This is a genomic window from Enterococcus sp. B2E4 (assembly GCF_030499455.1).
GTDB classification, from domain to species: Bacteria; Bacillota; Bacilli; order Lactobacillales; family Enterococcaceae; genus Enterococcus_D; species Enterococcus_D casseliflavus.
This window is the reverse complement of the sequence record NZ_JAUKPK010000001.1, coordinates 382,619-395,959: the sequence shown is the minus strand read 5'-3', so window position 1 is coordinate 395,959 and position 13,341 is coordinate 382,619. Positions and strand designations below refer to the sequence as shown.

12 protein-coding genes are annotated in these 13,341 nt (G+C 43.2%); 8 read left to right on the top strand and 4 right to left on the bottom strand.

Features of this window, described 5'->3' with window-relative positions:
- The first annotated feature begins 21 nt into the window (after positions 1 to 21).
- The 3 genes from Q1X33_RS01930 to Q1X33_RS01920 are packed head-to-tail and all read left to right on the top strand — an operon-like array spanning position 22 to position 4,191.
- Complete coding sequence (locus Q1X33_RS01930) at positions 22 to 1,257, top strand: carbohydrate ABC transporter permease (RefSeq protein WP_016608233.1); 1,236 nt, start codon at positions 22 to 24, stop codon at positions 1,255 to 1,257.
- Positions 1,258 to 1,260: 3 nt separating this feature from the next.
- Positions 1,261 to 2,115 (top strand): sugar ABC transporter permease, encoded by an 855-nt coding sequence (locus tag Q1X33_RS01925; protein ID WP_010747791.1) that lies wholly within the window; start codon positions 1,261 to 1,263, stop codon positions 2,113 to 2,115.
- Positions 2,116 to 2,124: 9 nt separating this feature from the next.
- Complete coding sequence (locus Q1X33_RS01920) at positions 2,125 to 4,191, top strand: beta-galactosidase (protein ID WP_208773656.1); 2,067 nt, start codon at positions 2,125 to 2,127, stop codon at positions 4,189 to 4,191.
- An 83-nt stretch (positions 4,192 to 4,274) separates the two neighbouring features.
- Here Q1X33_RS01920 and Q1X33_RS01915 read toward each other — a convergent pair whose 3' ends face one another.
- Positions 4,275 to 5,789 (bottom strand): flavocytochrome c, encoded by a 1,515-nt coding sequence (locus tag Q1X33_RS01915; RefSeq protein ID WP_301969506.1) that lies wholly within the window; start codon positions 5,787 to 5,789, stop codon positions 4,275 to 4,277.
- A gap of 573 nt (positions 5,790 to 6,362) precedes the next feature.
- On the opposite strand from Q1X33_RS01915, the gene Q1X33_RS01910 reads away from it, so the two are divergent.
- Entirely contained in the window at positions 6,363 to 7,085 is a 723-nt protein-coding gene (locus Q1X33_RS01910; RefSeq protein WP_060791832.1) for a metal ABC transporter ATP-binding protein, read from the top strand.
- Between the two features lies 1 nt (position 7,086).
- Positions 7,087 to 8,844 (top strand): metal ABC transporter permease subunit, encoded by a 1,758-nt coding sequence (locus tag Q1X33_RS01905; protein ID WP_301969505.1) that lies wholly within the window; start codon positions 7,087 to 7,089, stop codon positions 8,842 to 8,844.
- Between the two features lie 28 nt (positions 8,845 to 8,872).
- On the opposite strand, the gene Q1X33_RS01900 is transcribed toward Q1X33_RS01905, so the two are convergent.
- From Q1X33_RS01900 to Q1X33_RS01890, 3 genes are all read right to left on the bottom strand, one after another.
- Complete coding sequence (locus Q1X33_RS01900; protein WP_010747796.1) at positions 8,873 to 9,046, bottom strand: hypothetical protein; 174 nt, start codon at positions 9,044 to 9,046, stop codon at positions 8,873 to 8,875.
- 134 nt (positions 9,047 to 9,180) lie between these two features.
- Complete coding sequence (locus Q1X33_RS01895; RefSeq protein WP_015509322.1) at positions 9,181 to 10,041, bottom strand: metallophosphoesterase; 861 nt, start codon at positions 10,039 to 10,041, stop codon at positions 9,181 to 9,183.
- Positions 10,042 to 10,226: 185 nt separating this feature from the next.
- Positions 10,227 to 10,931 (bottom strand): hypothetical protein, encoded by a 705-nt coding sequence (locus tag Q1X33_RS01890; protein WP_301969504.1) that lies wholly within the window; start codon positions 10,929 to 10,931, stop codon positions 10,227 to 10,229.
- A gap of 185 nt (positions 10,932 to 11,116) precedes the next feature.
- Here Q1X33_RS01890 and Q1X33_RS01885 point away from each other — a divergent pair, with 185 nt between their 5' ends.
- The 3 genes from Q1X33_RS01885 to rsmA are packed head-to-tail and all read left to right on the top strand — an operon-like array spanning position 11,117 to position 13,336.
- Complete coding sequence (locus Q1X33_RS01885; RefSeq protein ID WP_005225534.1) at positions 11,117 to 11,887, top strand: TatD family hydrolase; 771 nt, start codon at positions 11,117 to 11,119, stop codon at positions 11,885 to 11,887.
- Positions 11,880 to 12,452: a ribonuclease M5 gene (gene rnmV / locus Q1X33_RS01880; RefSeq protein WP_016608225.1), complete on the top strand. Its 573-nt coding sequence runs from the start codon at positions 11,880 to 11,882 to the stop codon at positions 12,450 to 12,452. The genes Q1X33_RS01885 and rnmV overlap by 8 nt, the downstream gene beginning before the upstream one ends.
- The gene (gene rsmA / locus Q1X33_RS01875; protein ID WP_086338478.1) at positions 12,449 to 13,336 is read left to right on the top strand and encodes a 16S rRNA (adenine(1518)-N(6)/adenine(1519)-N(6))-dimethyltransferase RsmA; all 888 of its coding nucleotides are present in this window, start codon (positions 12,449 to 12,451) and stop codon (positions 13,334 to 13,336) included. Before rnmV ends, rsmA begins: the two co-directional genes overlap by 4 nt.
- The last annotated feature ends 5 nt before the right edge of the window (positions 13,337 to 13,341 follow it).

The following is a 13,341-nucleotide window of genomic DNA, read 5'->3' as shown; positions in this document are numbered from 1 at the left end:
CAGTCGTATGCAAAACGAGCAATGCTATTCTCGATCATACCAGGATTCGGTCAATTTTATAATCGGCAAAAAATCAAAGGCGCTTTATTTTTCTTCTTTTTTGCTATGTATCTTGTCGTCTTTAAAGATTTATTTAATATGGGACTTTGGGGCATCGTGACATTAGGCGTGGAAGTGCCGAGAGACAATTCCATCTTTTTATTAGCAGAAGGATTAGTTGCCTTGATCGTCATCGGTTTTGGTCTGTTGTTCTATTATTTAAACATCCGTGATGCCTATAAAAACGGTGAATTAAGAGACAATGAGCTACCAGTCAACTCTATCCGTGAAAGCTACCAGGCACTATTAAGAGAAGGCTATCCTTATTTAATGAGTAGCCCAGCATTTTTCTTACTCGTGTTTTCTGTTATTTTTCCGATTCTCTTTAGTATCGCGTTAGCTTTTACGAACTATGATCTGTATCATTCTGCACCTGCCAATTTAGCAGATTGGGTGGGATTAGAGACCTTTAAGAAGATTTTTACTGTCGATATTTGGCGTAGTACCTTCTTCAATGTTCTGGGCTGGACAGTTATCTGGACCTTGATCGCCTCAACGTTACAAGTTTCTATCGGAATATTTTTAGCGGTGCTGGTGCATCAAAAAGAATTACGACTCAAAAAGTTCTTTCGAACGATTTTGATCCTCCCATGGGCAGTTCCGGGATTTGTTACGATTTTGGTGTTTTCAGGAATGTTCAATGATTCCTTTGGTGCGATCAATCATTCGATTTTGAATTTCTTCCAGATTTCACCGATTCCTTGGCTAACGAGTGCGAATTGGACCCGCTTAGCTTTGCTACTGATTCAAGGCTGGCTAGGCTTTCCGTATATTTTTATCGTGACTACAGGAACGCTGCAATCCATTCCTGATGATTTGTATGAGGCGGCGACCATCGATGGTGCTTCAGCTTTACAAAAATTCCGCCGAATCACATTGCCATTATTGCTTTATGCAATGGCACCGATTTTGATTACGCAATATACGTTTAACTTCAACAATTTCAATATCATTTATCTGTTTAATTCTGGTGGACCAGCAGTTCCTGGTTCGACCGCTGGTGGTACCGATATTTTGGTTTCGTGGATCTATAAGCTAACGATGCAAAATAGTCAATATGCACTGGCAGCAGCGTTGACGATTCTCTTATCGATCGTCGTGATCGCGATTGCTTTATGGCAATTCCGCCGAACAAATTCATTCAAGGAGGTTGGATAAGATATGAAGGCAGCAAGTATGAAGAAACAAAAATTTGTCCGCCTATCCTTGACGTATCTCGTACTGATTTTTACGGTAGTAGTGATCGTCTACCCTTTACTTTGGACGATCGGTGCTAGTTTTAATCCTGGGAACAGTTTAGTAAGTACGAGTTTGATTCCGACGAGTCCGACATTAAGTCACTACACGAAATTGTTTGCTGGTGACAACTCGCTTTATTATAGTCAATGGTATTTGAATTCATTAAAAATCAGTGTATGCACCATGTTCTTGTCACTGATTTTTGTCTCCATGACGGCGTATTCCTTTTCACGATTTCGTTTTACAGGCCGTAAAAATGGGTTGATGCTGTTCTTACTACTACAAATGATCCCGCAGTTCTCTGCCTTGATCGCAATTTTTGTATTGGCGCAAATGCTCGGCTTGATCAATAGCCATTGGTTGCTGATCTTGATTTACGTTGGGGGCCAGATTCCCATGAACACGTACTTATTGAAAGGGTATTTTGACTCGATCCCGTTAGATTTAGACGAGAGTGCCAAGATAGATGGCGCAAGCAATACGCGAATATTCTGGCAAATTTTGATTCCTTTATCACGACCCATGCTGGCAGTCGTTGCCATGAATGGCTTTACTGGACCACTTGGAGACTTTGCCCTGTCTTCTGTGATTTTACGTAATCCTGAGTACTATACATTACCCATCGGGTTATACAAATTAGTCACGGATAAAATGGGAGCCAGCTATACAACTTTTGCGGCAGGGGCTATTTTGATCAGTATTCCGATCGCGCTCGTCTTTATTGCATTACAAAAACATTTTGTCTCCGGTTTGACCGCTGGTGGCACAAAAGGATAGGAAGAGAAGATGACAAGATATAACTTAGAAGAACGCTTTTTACATGGTGGGGATTATAATCCTGACCAGTGGCTAAATTATCCCGAGATCTTAGCCAAAGATTTAGAACTAATGGAAAAAGCTCATGCTAATACATTTTCCCTTGGTATTTTTGCTTGGAGTGCCTTAGAGCCAGCAGAAGGGGTGTTTCAATTTGAATGGTTAGACAAAATCATGGATGAGCTAGCCGAACGAAACAGCAACGTCATTTTAGCGACGCCAAGCGGCGCGCGTCCTGCCTGGTTGTCTAAAGCATACCCTGAAGTTCTACGAACCAATGAAAAACGGGAAAAAATGTTACACGGCGGGCGTCACAATCACTGCTTTTCTTCACCAATCTATCGTGAGAAAGTGGCGATCATCAATCGGAAATTAGCTGAACGCTACCACGATCACCCAGCACTATTGATGTGGCATATTTCCAATGAGTATTCTGGAGATTGTCATTGTCCCATTTGCCAAGAAAACTTTCGTCAGTGGGTCAAGCAGAAGTACCAAACATTAGCAGCCTTGAATGAGGCCTGGTGGGGACCTTTCTGGAGCCATACGATCACCGATTGGTCGCAAATCGAATCTCCTTCACCGATCGGCGAAATGCAAGTTCATGGACTAAATCTAGACTGGCATCGTTTTGTGACCGATCAGACCATTGATTTCTATGAACATGAGATCAAAGACATTCGTCGTTTGTCTCCAGATGTGCCGATCACAACGAATTTCATGGCAGATACCCGAGATTTGATTCCCTTTTATAGCCTTGATTATGGAAAATTTGCCCAGCATGTAGATGTCATTAGTTGGGATTGTTATCCTGCTTGGCATAATGATTGGGGAACGACCGCTGATTTGGCAAGTAAGGTTGGGTTTATCAATGATCAGTACCGTAGCTTGAAAAAGCAACCCTTTTTGATCATGGAATCAACCCCTAGTGGTGTGAATTGGCATCCAGTCAATCGCACGAAACGCCCCGGGATGCATCTGTTGTCTTCTATGCAATTTATTGCTCACGGTTCAGATAGTAATCTTTATTTCCAATGGCGAAAATCTCGAGGCTCATCTGAGAAGTTCCATGGGGCCGTCGTGGACCATGACAACGACGAACAGAATCGTGTTTTTCAAGATGTAGCAGAAGTGGGAAAAGCCTTAGAAGAAATCAAAGAAATCAAAGGATTGCACAAAAAAGCCAAAGTGGCGATCATCTATGATTGGGATAACAATTGGGCGCTCAATGATGCGCAAGGTTTTGGTTTGGAGAGCAAACGCTACCCACAAACGTTGCAAGAGCATTATCGCTATTTTTGGGATCATGACATCGCGGTTGATGTCATCACGAAAGACCATGACTTTGACTCTTACCAATTGATCATCGCTCCGATGCTTTACCTTTTACCAAAAGAAACTATGAAAAAGTTTCAACAGTATACGAAAAATGGCGGGACGCTGGTTTCCACTTATTTGACGGGGATCGTGAATGAAACGGACTTGACCTATTTAGGGGGCTGGCCCCAAGAGTTAGAAGAACTGTTTGGTGTGTCTGTGAAAGAAATCGATACGTTATATCCGAAACAAAAAAATCTGCTTTTAATGAAGGAGCAGCAGTACCAAATTCATGATTATTGTAGTGTTGTTCAAACAAACACTGCCCAAACGTTAGGGGTCTACGGTGCTGATTTTTATCAAGGTCAAGCTGCAGTGACCGCAAATGATTATGGCGAAGGAAGTGCCTACTATCTTGGGGGACGGACGGATCAAGCCTTTTTGGAAGACTTCTATCAAGAAGTAACACAACAGCTTCGCTTACAAAATGAGTGGGTCCGTCAAGGTTCAACGAGCGTGTCGATCCAAAGTAGAGAAAGTCAGCAAGAGCAGCTCGCTCCGACCACCTATTATTTTGTGATGAATTTTTCCGAAGAAAATCAAGAAGTAGAGGTAGCAACTTCAGGAATCGATTTGCTTACTGGAAAAACGACAAACCAAAAGCTTCAGTTGGCGCCTTATGAGGTGCAAATTATCAAAGTGACAGCACCAGAACAATAAAAACTATTGTGTCAATTATATGAAAAAAGAAGTACTTACGTTGATGAAAAAAACGTAAGTACTTCTTTTTTATAGAGAGTGTTTTAATTTTCTTGCGCAAATTCGGCAGCTTTTGTTCCTGCTTGGCGTCCGAAGATGATGATATCGGCAACGGCATTACCGCCAATTCGGTTTTCACCATGCAACCCACCAGTTACTTCACCGGCTGCAAAAAGACCTGGAATGATCTCGTTATCCGTAGCGATCACTTCTGTGTTGGTGTTGATCTTCACGCCGCCCATCGTGTGGTGGATACCAGGAGCGATGGCAATAGCATAGTAAGGTCCTGTTGACAAATCGTTGTCCATTGCTGTGCTGCGTCCAAAGGCTTCGTCTTCACCAGCAGCCACACTGCTGTTCCACGTAGCGATCGTGTCAGCAAGCGCTGCTTCTGGCATGTCCAATTCTTTTGCTAATTCTTCGATCGTGTCAGCGGATTTGACTAACCCTTGTTGCTCGTAAAAATCAATGGCTGTCACGCGTTCTTTGACACCTGCATCAAAAACTAACGTTGCTGATTTTTCAGGTAGGGCAATGATCGCTTCAGAGACTTTGTCTCGTGTTTCCATTTCATTGAAGAACCGTTCGCCTTCTTGATTGACCAAGATCGCGCCTTCTCCACGGACAGCTTCAGTGATTAACAGTGATTTAGACTGATCCACTGTTGGGTGGATTTGGATTTGCTCTAAATCAACCGTTTGTCCACCTAATGCTTCGATCATTTTGATCCCATCACCAGTCGAACCCTCTTGGTTCGTTGTCACGTAGTCTGCCAATTCTGGTTTGTATTCGGTGATCATGTCGAAATTGGCACCGAAACCGCCTGTTGTAACGACAACTGCTTTGGCATCAATGGTTTGTTCGGTTCCTTCTACTTCAACGGTCACCCCGTTGACTTGACCATCTTCTTCATTGATTTCTTTGACATCGGCATTCACAAAAATTGGGATTTCCAATTCATGGATGTTGCGCATCAAACCATCAACTAAGTATTCCCCAACAGCAGAACCATCCGATGGACGGTGCGTTCTTTTTTCACTCATCCCGCCAGTCGTTGTTAAGTTGTCTAAAGTGATACCCATGGAATCTAACCAATCGATTGCTTCTGCTGAATGATCCACAAAGTAGCGCAACAATTCTTCATCATTGGTGTTGTGACCACCAGCTAATGTTTCTTCATAAAATAGATCGTTTGAATCTTCGATGCCTTCTGCTTCTTGGAATTTGGTTTCTGAAGCGTTCATTCCTGCTGAAGATTTCAATGTATTCCCACCAGAAATTGGCATTTTTTCTAAAATAACTGGGTTTGCGCCAGCTTCTTTTGCTTGGATCGCAGCGGCCATTCCAGCGCCACCTGCACCGACGATCACGACATCGTAGCTGTCTGCAAGTTCGCTATGGTCTGTGTATTCTTGACCAGATGCAGCAGAAGTTGCATCTGTTTCTTCATTAGCAGATGAACCAGTACTTGAGCTGCTGCTTGTTTGTGAATCAGCGCCACAAGCACTCAAAGTTGCTAACGAGGTTAGGACTAATAGTGTTTGGAAAATTTTCTTCATTGTTTTTATTCCTCCTAAAACTTTTTCCAAATCAAAGGCTAACATAGTTGTCATGTTATTTTTAGCTTTTGTTCGAAAAATCACATAATAATTAGAAAAGTTTAATTTATAAAGCGTTTTAGTCTAGATGAAAGGGTTTCTTGGTCATCATAAAAAAGAGTGAATTCGTGAATTTGTGGAAATAGAAGAATTATTGATTCTTTGATTTGTTTGGTATTAATCATGAAGGGAGAAAGCGAAGAGGCTTTGATTCGCCTCTCTTCTGTTATTGAAAAAACGTACGACACTGAGGTGCCGAGGAATGATCTCTTTTATTAAGAATAAATCAAATGCTTTGCGCTCAAAAGATAGAAAGAAATTGATGGCATCCGTGTTTGTGGGCACCAACTTTTACTCAATAAATAAAGATAGAATCTTAGTTTTCAAGAGTCATTGCCAAGAAATTGCGGTGTTTCTTAAAAAAATCAAGAGAACTGTCTTGCAAAACAAATCCTTTCTTGTATAATAAAAATAAGTTAGGTCTACCTAAAAAATAAATAAACTATCCTTAACTATGGAAATGGAGTGAAAATAATGATTACTTTTTCAGAAATATCCGCAGCCTATGATGGCGATCATCAAGTGATCTCGGATTTGTCGTTTCAAGTAGAAAAACCGTCGATCGTAGGGATCATTGGTCCAAATGGGGCAGGGAAGTCGACGCTGATCAAAGCGGCGTTGAAATTGATCCCTTCCAGTGGGAACATGAGTGTCGACAAAAAAGCGTTAAAAGACTTTCAAAAGGAAATTGCCTATGTCGAACAAAAGACTGCGGTTGATTACACGTTTCCGATCACAGTCAAAGAAGTCGTATCTTTAGGCTTGTATCCTAAGATGCGCATGTTCCAAAGGATGTCGGCAAACGATTGGCAGAAAGTGACAGCCGCTCTGGCAGCGGTAGAAATGGAATCCTTTGCGGAACGTCAGATTGGGGAATTGTCCGGCGGGCAGTTTCAGCGGGTCTTGATTGCTCGAACGTTGGTTCAAGATGCCAACTATATTTTCCTCGATGAGCCCTTTGTAGGGATCGATGCCACCAGTGAAGCGATCATCGTCGGCCTGTTGCGTAACTTGCGAGATGCTGGCAAGACGATTTTTATCGTTCACCATGATCTGGGGAAAATCACCGAATACTTTGATTACTTGGTTCTGCTCAATCAAACCCTGATCGCTGCGGGACCAGTCAGTGAAGTCTTTACCGAGAGCAATTTGAAGCAAACATTTGGCGATGCGATCATCGTGAAAGGAGGCGTTTAACATGTTGACAAGCTTTTTTACGAGTTTAAGTAACTATCATTTCTTGCAAAATGCCTTGATCACGGCAGTCGCGATCGGGATTGTGGCAGGGGTGATCGGTTGTTTTATTATCTTACGAGGGATGTCCTTGATGGGGGATGCAATCTCTCATGCGGTCTTACCAGGGGTAGCCTTGTCTTATATCTTCGGCGTTCATTTTTTTGTCGGGGCGATCTTCTTTGGGATCTTGGCTTCCATGATCATTACCTATATCGCCAATAACAGCCTGATCAAAAGCGATACGGCGATCGGTATCACCTTTAGTTCGTTTCTAGCTTTAGGGGTTATCTTGATTGGAGTAGCAAATAGTTCGACTGATTTGTTTCACATTTTGTTTGGGAATGTGCTAGCGGTGCAAGACAGCGACAAATGGCTGACGATCGCTATCGCTATCCTTGTGCTGGCAGTGATCATCCTCTTCTTCCGTCCACTGTTGATCACGTCTTTTGATCCGATGATGGCAAAGGCCTTTGGGATGAAAGTGCAAGCCTATCACTATTTATTGATGTTCTTGTTGACTTTGGTTTCAGTGACAGCGATGCAAAGCGTCGGAACGATCTTGATCGTGGCTCTGTTAGTCACTCCAGCAGCAACGGCTTATCTTTATACAAAACAATTGAAGCATATGATGGTCATCGCAGGGGTTTTAGGTGGTTTCGCCTCATTTATCGGCTTGTTTATCGGGTACAGCTTTAATATTGCCGCAGGATCAAGTATCGTTTTGACCGCAGGGGCCTTTTTCGTGATCGGTTTCTTGTTCTCACCAAAACAAAAGACCAGTCCAGTCAAACGCTGGTCAGCGACGGCGGTTTTAGCAATGGCAGCTGTAGCTGGTGGCTTCTTTTTGGCACAACAAAACGGACAGATGGCCCAAACAGAAGGGAAACTTTCAGTAGTAGCGACCAATTCGATCATTGCTGATATTACGGAAAACATTGCCGGTGATCGAATCGATCTTCACAGTATCGTACCAGTGGGGCGTGATCCCCATGAATATGAACCTTTAGTGGAAGATGTTCGAAAAGCGACCGATGCCGATCTTATCCTTTACAACGGCTTGAATCTAGAAACTGGCGGCAATGGCTGGTTTACCAAATTGATGAACAATGCCAATAAGGTAGAAAATGAAGATTACTTTGCCGTCAGTGATGGCGTGGATGTGCTTTATCTTTCTGATGATGAAGACCACAGCAAAGCCGATCCTCATGCCTGGTTAAATCTAGAAAACGGTATGATCTATGCCCGCAACATTGCTCAACGTTTGAGCGAAAAGGACCCTGACAATCGCTCTTTCTATGAAGAAAACCTTGAACGCTACTTGGCTTCATTAGAAGAACTGGATCAGCAAGCGAAGGAAAACTTTCAATCGATTCCCGAAGAGAAGAAATTGATCGTCACCAGTGAGGGAGCCTTCAAATACTTCTCCAAAGCCTACGGTGTACCGTCTGCCTATATCTGGGAAATCAATACCGAAGAAGAAGGAACCCCTGCGCAAATCAAGAACTTAGTGGATCAGCTGCAAAACTCAGCCGTCGCTTCCTTATTTGTCGAAAGCAGCGTCAATACTCGTCCGATGCAAAGTGTTTCTCGTGATGCAGGTATTCCGATATTCGGAACCGTCTTTACCGATTCGATTGCAGAACCGGGAGAAGAAGGCGACAGCTACTATAACATGATGAAGTGGAATCTCGATACGATTTATCAGGGCTTGAATCAATAATGCAAAAAACATCCTTAGCTCGTTCTGGCTAAGGATGTTTTTTCGTCGTATTTTTGTGCTGGAGAAAAGCAAAGAGATAAAATCCGCAGCCCATCAAAGCAGCAAGAAAAGCGATGACAGGAAAGTACAACCCCTGACCGTATACATAGGCTGTATAAGCGAAGAAGGCGATCAAAAACCAAAGCGTTCCCGAGATGAGCATTTTTTGGTTCATCCTAATTGTTGAAAAGTGTTTATTTAGTATATTTTAACACGGTAGGCGCAAAAAGAAAATCAGCGAATCGAACGTTTGCTGAAACGAGTCGCTGATTTTTTCCCAATTGCACCGATGAACAGTTAAGAAACGTTCAATTGCTGTTGCGGTTCTAAATGGTAATAAAGGATCTCAGGTGGGACACCGAGTCGGGCGGGAATCTTGGTCATACCAACCCCGCTGGAAACACTTAATAAGGTCTCATTGCCTAAAAGGTAGAGCCCATCGGTATATTTCAACGCGCCCTTTGTTTTCGCATAATAAAAAGGCAAGCGAATCTGCCCGCCATGGCTATGGCCAGAAAGAATCAAGTCGTAGTTTGGCAGATTGGTGATCCGAGAAACATAATCGGGTTCATGGAGCAAAAGCAACTGCCATTCTGCTAAGGTTGCTTCATAGGTAAAACTGACTTTCGGACTTTCTATATCGATACCGACAATATTCATCGACGTTTTGTCATCAGAACCAAAAACCGACTCATTATCAAGTAAGGTAAACCCTGCATGCTGGTATATTTCCTTAACAAAGTAATGCCCGTCATTCAAATGGTCATGGTTCCCCATAACTGCGATCTTACCCAGAGGCGCTTGCAATTTTTTCAGCTTTTCGATCAGTCGCTTGGTTGAACGATGCGGCCATTTTTTATAATTATCGATCAGATCCCCCGTGATGATGATCAGATCCGGCTTGTTTTGGATCGTTGATCGAATGATGCGATTCATTCGCCGTGGTTTGTACCAACGAGAAAAATGAAGGTCGCTGATATGGGCGATCACGAGATTGCTTTCTGCTTGATAAAGATCGTAAGCCTTTGAAATATCTAAGACGGTGCGCTTGTCTTTTTTTATGAGGTAGTGCCGTTGTTTGAGAAGATGCGGTTCAATAATAAAGGAGTAAACTAGCAAGCCCGTAAGGAGGAATGCAATAAGAATGAGGGTGTACATGGCGTGGCTCCTTTTTTGATTTGCTAGTTTCTAGCATAGTAGATTCTTACAAAAAAAGCAATCATGCGAAAGCAAAAATAACAAAAAATATCCATCGTATTTCGTTTGTTTCTTCCATGAAAAAAAGATACAAAAGGGGCGGCAATAGCCGATCTTTTGTATCCTAGATCGCAATTATTTGATTTTCACCAAACGTTTAAAGCGTGCTTTGTGTTTGACGGGATCAAAGCCATGACACAATCATAAGGGACGGAGATGATCGCCCATGCGAGACTTTTACTTGAAGCAAAGGGATAGTTTTGCTTTAAGACAAAATGGCCACTGATCAAGGCAAAACCGATACTGCCGACCCACAGCCATTGCGGGTTCCAATTCGTAAAGTGTTGGAGGGCTGTGATGACAAACGGATAGCCGTAAAAGTACAATGCAGTCAAAACGAAAGTGACATTTTTGGTTAATTGACGCAGGGTCAGTAAGAAAAATAAGCCAGAAAGAACGATACCCAATGGCGGGAACAGACTAACTAAGAAGGAATACACGATGCCCCATACGATCATGCCAGGTCCTTTGACGAGAGCGGCTAAGACAAAGACAAAAAGTAGGAATAAGAGCTGTTGCGAAAAACTTGCTGCTGTCAAAAGTCCGAAGAAACCAACCAATAACCAGTGAGAAAAAGTCGTTGTTTGATTCTTTTGTGGTGTCTGTTGCTGCAATTTTAGCCAGGTAGCAAAATTCGGGAAATCATGCTGGAAATTTCGCTGAAAATCGCTGTTGAATGCTTGATGGGCATTTTGCTGCCGATAGTAATGATATTGATGTTTTAACGTGCCTTTCGTGGCTGCTTTTTGGCCAGAAAAAAAGCGGCCGGGATCAATTTTTGATCGTTCCATATTTCCACCTCCATACGATTTCGTTACCCTCAGTATAGAGAAAATCAGCTTCGGCGTCCTCCAACTTTGGGCGGATTTTTTTTGTTTGCTGAAAGTTTTCTTAAACTGCTGAAAAAAGCGAAGAGGATTCGTTTCTTAAACCGTCAAAATATGCTAGAGTATAGAAGGACTAAGGAGGAGATTTCATGATTTTTGATTCTCATACACATTTGAATGCAGAACAGTTTAACGAAGACATTCCCGAAACGGTCGCCCGTGCGCAAGAACTAGGAGTAACGGAGATGGCGGTCGTCGGTTTCGATCAGCCAACGATTGAAAAATCGTTAGCATTAAGCAAAGAATATCCTGGCATTTACAGTATTATCGGTTGGCATCCAACCGAAGCTGGTTCTTATACCCCACAAGTGGAAACCTATTTGCAAGAGCGCTTGGAACAACCAAAAGTCGTTGCCCTAGGTGAAATCGGTTTAGACTATCACTGGATGGAAGATCCGAAGGAAGTTCAAGAAAAGGTCTTTCGTCGGCAAATGGCGATCGCCCGTGAACATCAGCTGCCTATCAGTATTCATACCCGTGAAGCCTTAGAAGATACCTATGCGATTTTAAAGGATGAAAAAGTCCAAACGATCGGCGGCATCATGCACAGCTTTAGTGGGGACGGCGAATGGGCGAAAAAGTTCTTGGACCTAGGAATGTATATTTCCTTTAGTGGTGTCGTGACCTTCAAAAAGGCGACGGAGGTACAAGAAGCTGCGCAAGTCGTGCCACAAGATCGGCTACTCGTTGAGACTGACGCGCCGTATTTAGCCCCTGTTCCTTATCGTGGCAAGCGCAATGAACCGGGCTATACTCATTATGTAGTGGATAAAATCGCGGAGCTGCGGCAAGAAGCGGTTGCTGATGTTGCGGCCTACACGACAAAAAATGCCCATCGCTTGTTTAGGATCAATGACTAATAAGCCGAAAATCGAAGAAATCATTGTCGTCGAAGGCAAAGACGACACCCGCCGATTGCAAGAAGTGTTCGATGTAGATACCATCGAGACGATCGGTTCGGCGATCGATGACACGATCCTTGATCAAATCGAGCACGCCCAAGAGACACGAGGGGTCATCGTGTTTACCGATCCCGATTTTTCGGGAGAAAAGATCCGCAAAATCATTATGGAAGTCGTTCCTGATGCCAAGCATGCCTTTTTACCGCGCAGCCAGGCAGCACCGAAAAGCAAGGGCAGTTTAGGCGTGGAACACGCCAGCCATGAAGCGTTGAAAGAAGCCTTGCGAAAAGTCGTAACCCCGATTGCTTCAAATGAAGTCAGTGAGGGGACCATTGATCGGCAACAGTTGTTAGCGTATGGCTTGATCGCAGGGGCTGGAGCGAAAGAGAAACGAGAGCGGTTGGGGGATCTTTTACGCATCGGCTATACGAACGGCAAACAATTAGAGAAGCGGCTGACAATGTTTCGTATCACCGATGCAGAGTTGGCAGAAGCAATGAAAATAGTGGAGGAAGAATTGTGAAGGAAGAACGGGAAATAGCAACCCCCTCAAGAACCAAAGAGATTTTAGCGAAACATGGCTTTACCTTTAAAAAAAGTTTAGGGCAAAACTTCTTAACAGAACCGAATATTTTACGGAAAATCGTAGAAACTGCAGGCATCGACGAGACGACAAACGTCATTGAGGTTGGTCCTGGAATCGGTGCTCTGACCGAACAGTTGGCAAAACATGCCAAGCAAGTGTTGGCGTTTGAAATTGATGATCGGTTGATCCCAGTGTTAGCCGACACAATGCAGCCATATCAAAATGTGAAAATCATTCATCAAGATGTCTTGCAAGCAGATCTGGCAACGACCATTCAGTCAGCATTCAGCGATACGGCTGCTTCATTAAAAGTTGTCGCAAATTTGCCCTACTACATCACTACGCCAATTATGATGCACTTTTTAGAGTCTCAGGTAAAAGTAGATGAAATGGTCGTGATGATGCAAAAAGAAGTGGCAGATCGAATCTCAGCAGTTCCCGGGACTAAAGCCTATGGCTCGTTGTCGATCGCTGTGCAATACTACATGGAAGCAAAACTGGCATTCATCGTCCCGAAAACCGTTTTTGTGCCCCAACCGAATGTTGATTCGGCTATTTTGAAATTGACGCGTCGATCACAACCAGCAGTCGCAGTCACCGATGAAAAAGAGTTTTTCAAATTAACGAAAGCAGCCTTTCAGCTGCGTCGTAAAACCCTTTGGAACAATTTGCAAAATAGCTATGGAAAAGATGAAACAACCAAACAGTGGTTGGCAGACAGCTTAGAAGCAAGTGGGATCGATCCGAAACGACGTGGAGAAACGTTGTCGTTAGCGGAATTTGCCAAATTAAGCAATGAAATGCAAGCGCGTAAAGGATAACTTCA

Coding starts and splice junctions, on each gene's coding strand:
- Q1X33_RS01925 (WP_010747791.1), top strand. CDS start 1,261: ATGAAGGCAGCAAGTATGAAGAAACAAAAATTTGTCCGCCTATCCTTG.
- Q1X33_RS01915 (WP_301969506.1), bottom strand. CDS start 5,789: ATGAAGAAAATTTTCCAAACACTATTAGTCCTAACCTCGTTAGCAACT.
- Q1X33_RS01895 (WP_015509322.1), bottom strand. CDS start 10,041: ATGTACACCCTCATTCTTATTGCATTCCTCCTTACGGGCTTGCTAGTT.
- Q1X33_RS01930 (WP_016608233.1), top strand. CDS start 22: ATGCTATTCTCGATCATACCAGGATTCGGTCAATTTTATAATCGGCAA.
- Q1X33_RS01920 (WP_208773656.1), top strand. CDS start 2,125: ATGACAAGATATAACTTAGAAGAACGCTTTTTACATGGTGGGGATTAT.
- Q1X33_RS01885 (WP_005225534.1), top strand. CDS start 11,117: ATGATTTTTGATTCTCATACACATTTGAATGCAGAACAGTTTAACGAA.
- Q1X33_RS01910 (WP_060791832.1), top strand. CDS start 6,363: ATGATTACTTTTTCAGAAATATCCGCAGCCTATGATGGCGATCATCAA.
- Q1X33_RS01900 (WP_010747796.1), bottom strand. CDS start 9,046: ATGCTCATCTCGGGAACGCTTTGGTTTTTGATCGCCTTCTTCGCTTAT.
- rnmV (WP_016608225.1), top strand. CDS start 11,880: ATGACTAATAAGCCGAAAATCGAAGAAATCATTGTCGTCGAAGGCAAA.
- Q1X33_RS01905 (WP_301969505.1), top strand. CDS start 7,087: ATGTTGACAAGCTTTTTTACGAGTTTAAGTAACTATCATTTCTTGCAA.
- Q1X33_RS01890 (WP_301969504.1), bottom strand. CDS start 10,931: ATGGAACGATCAAAAATTGATCCCGGCCGCTTTTTTTCTGGCCAAAAA.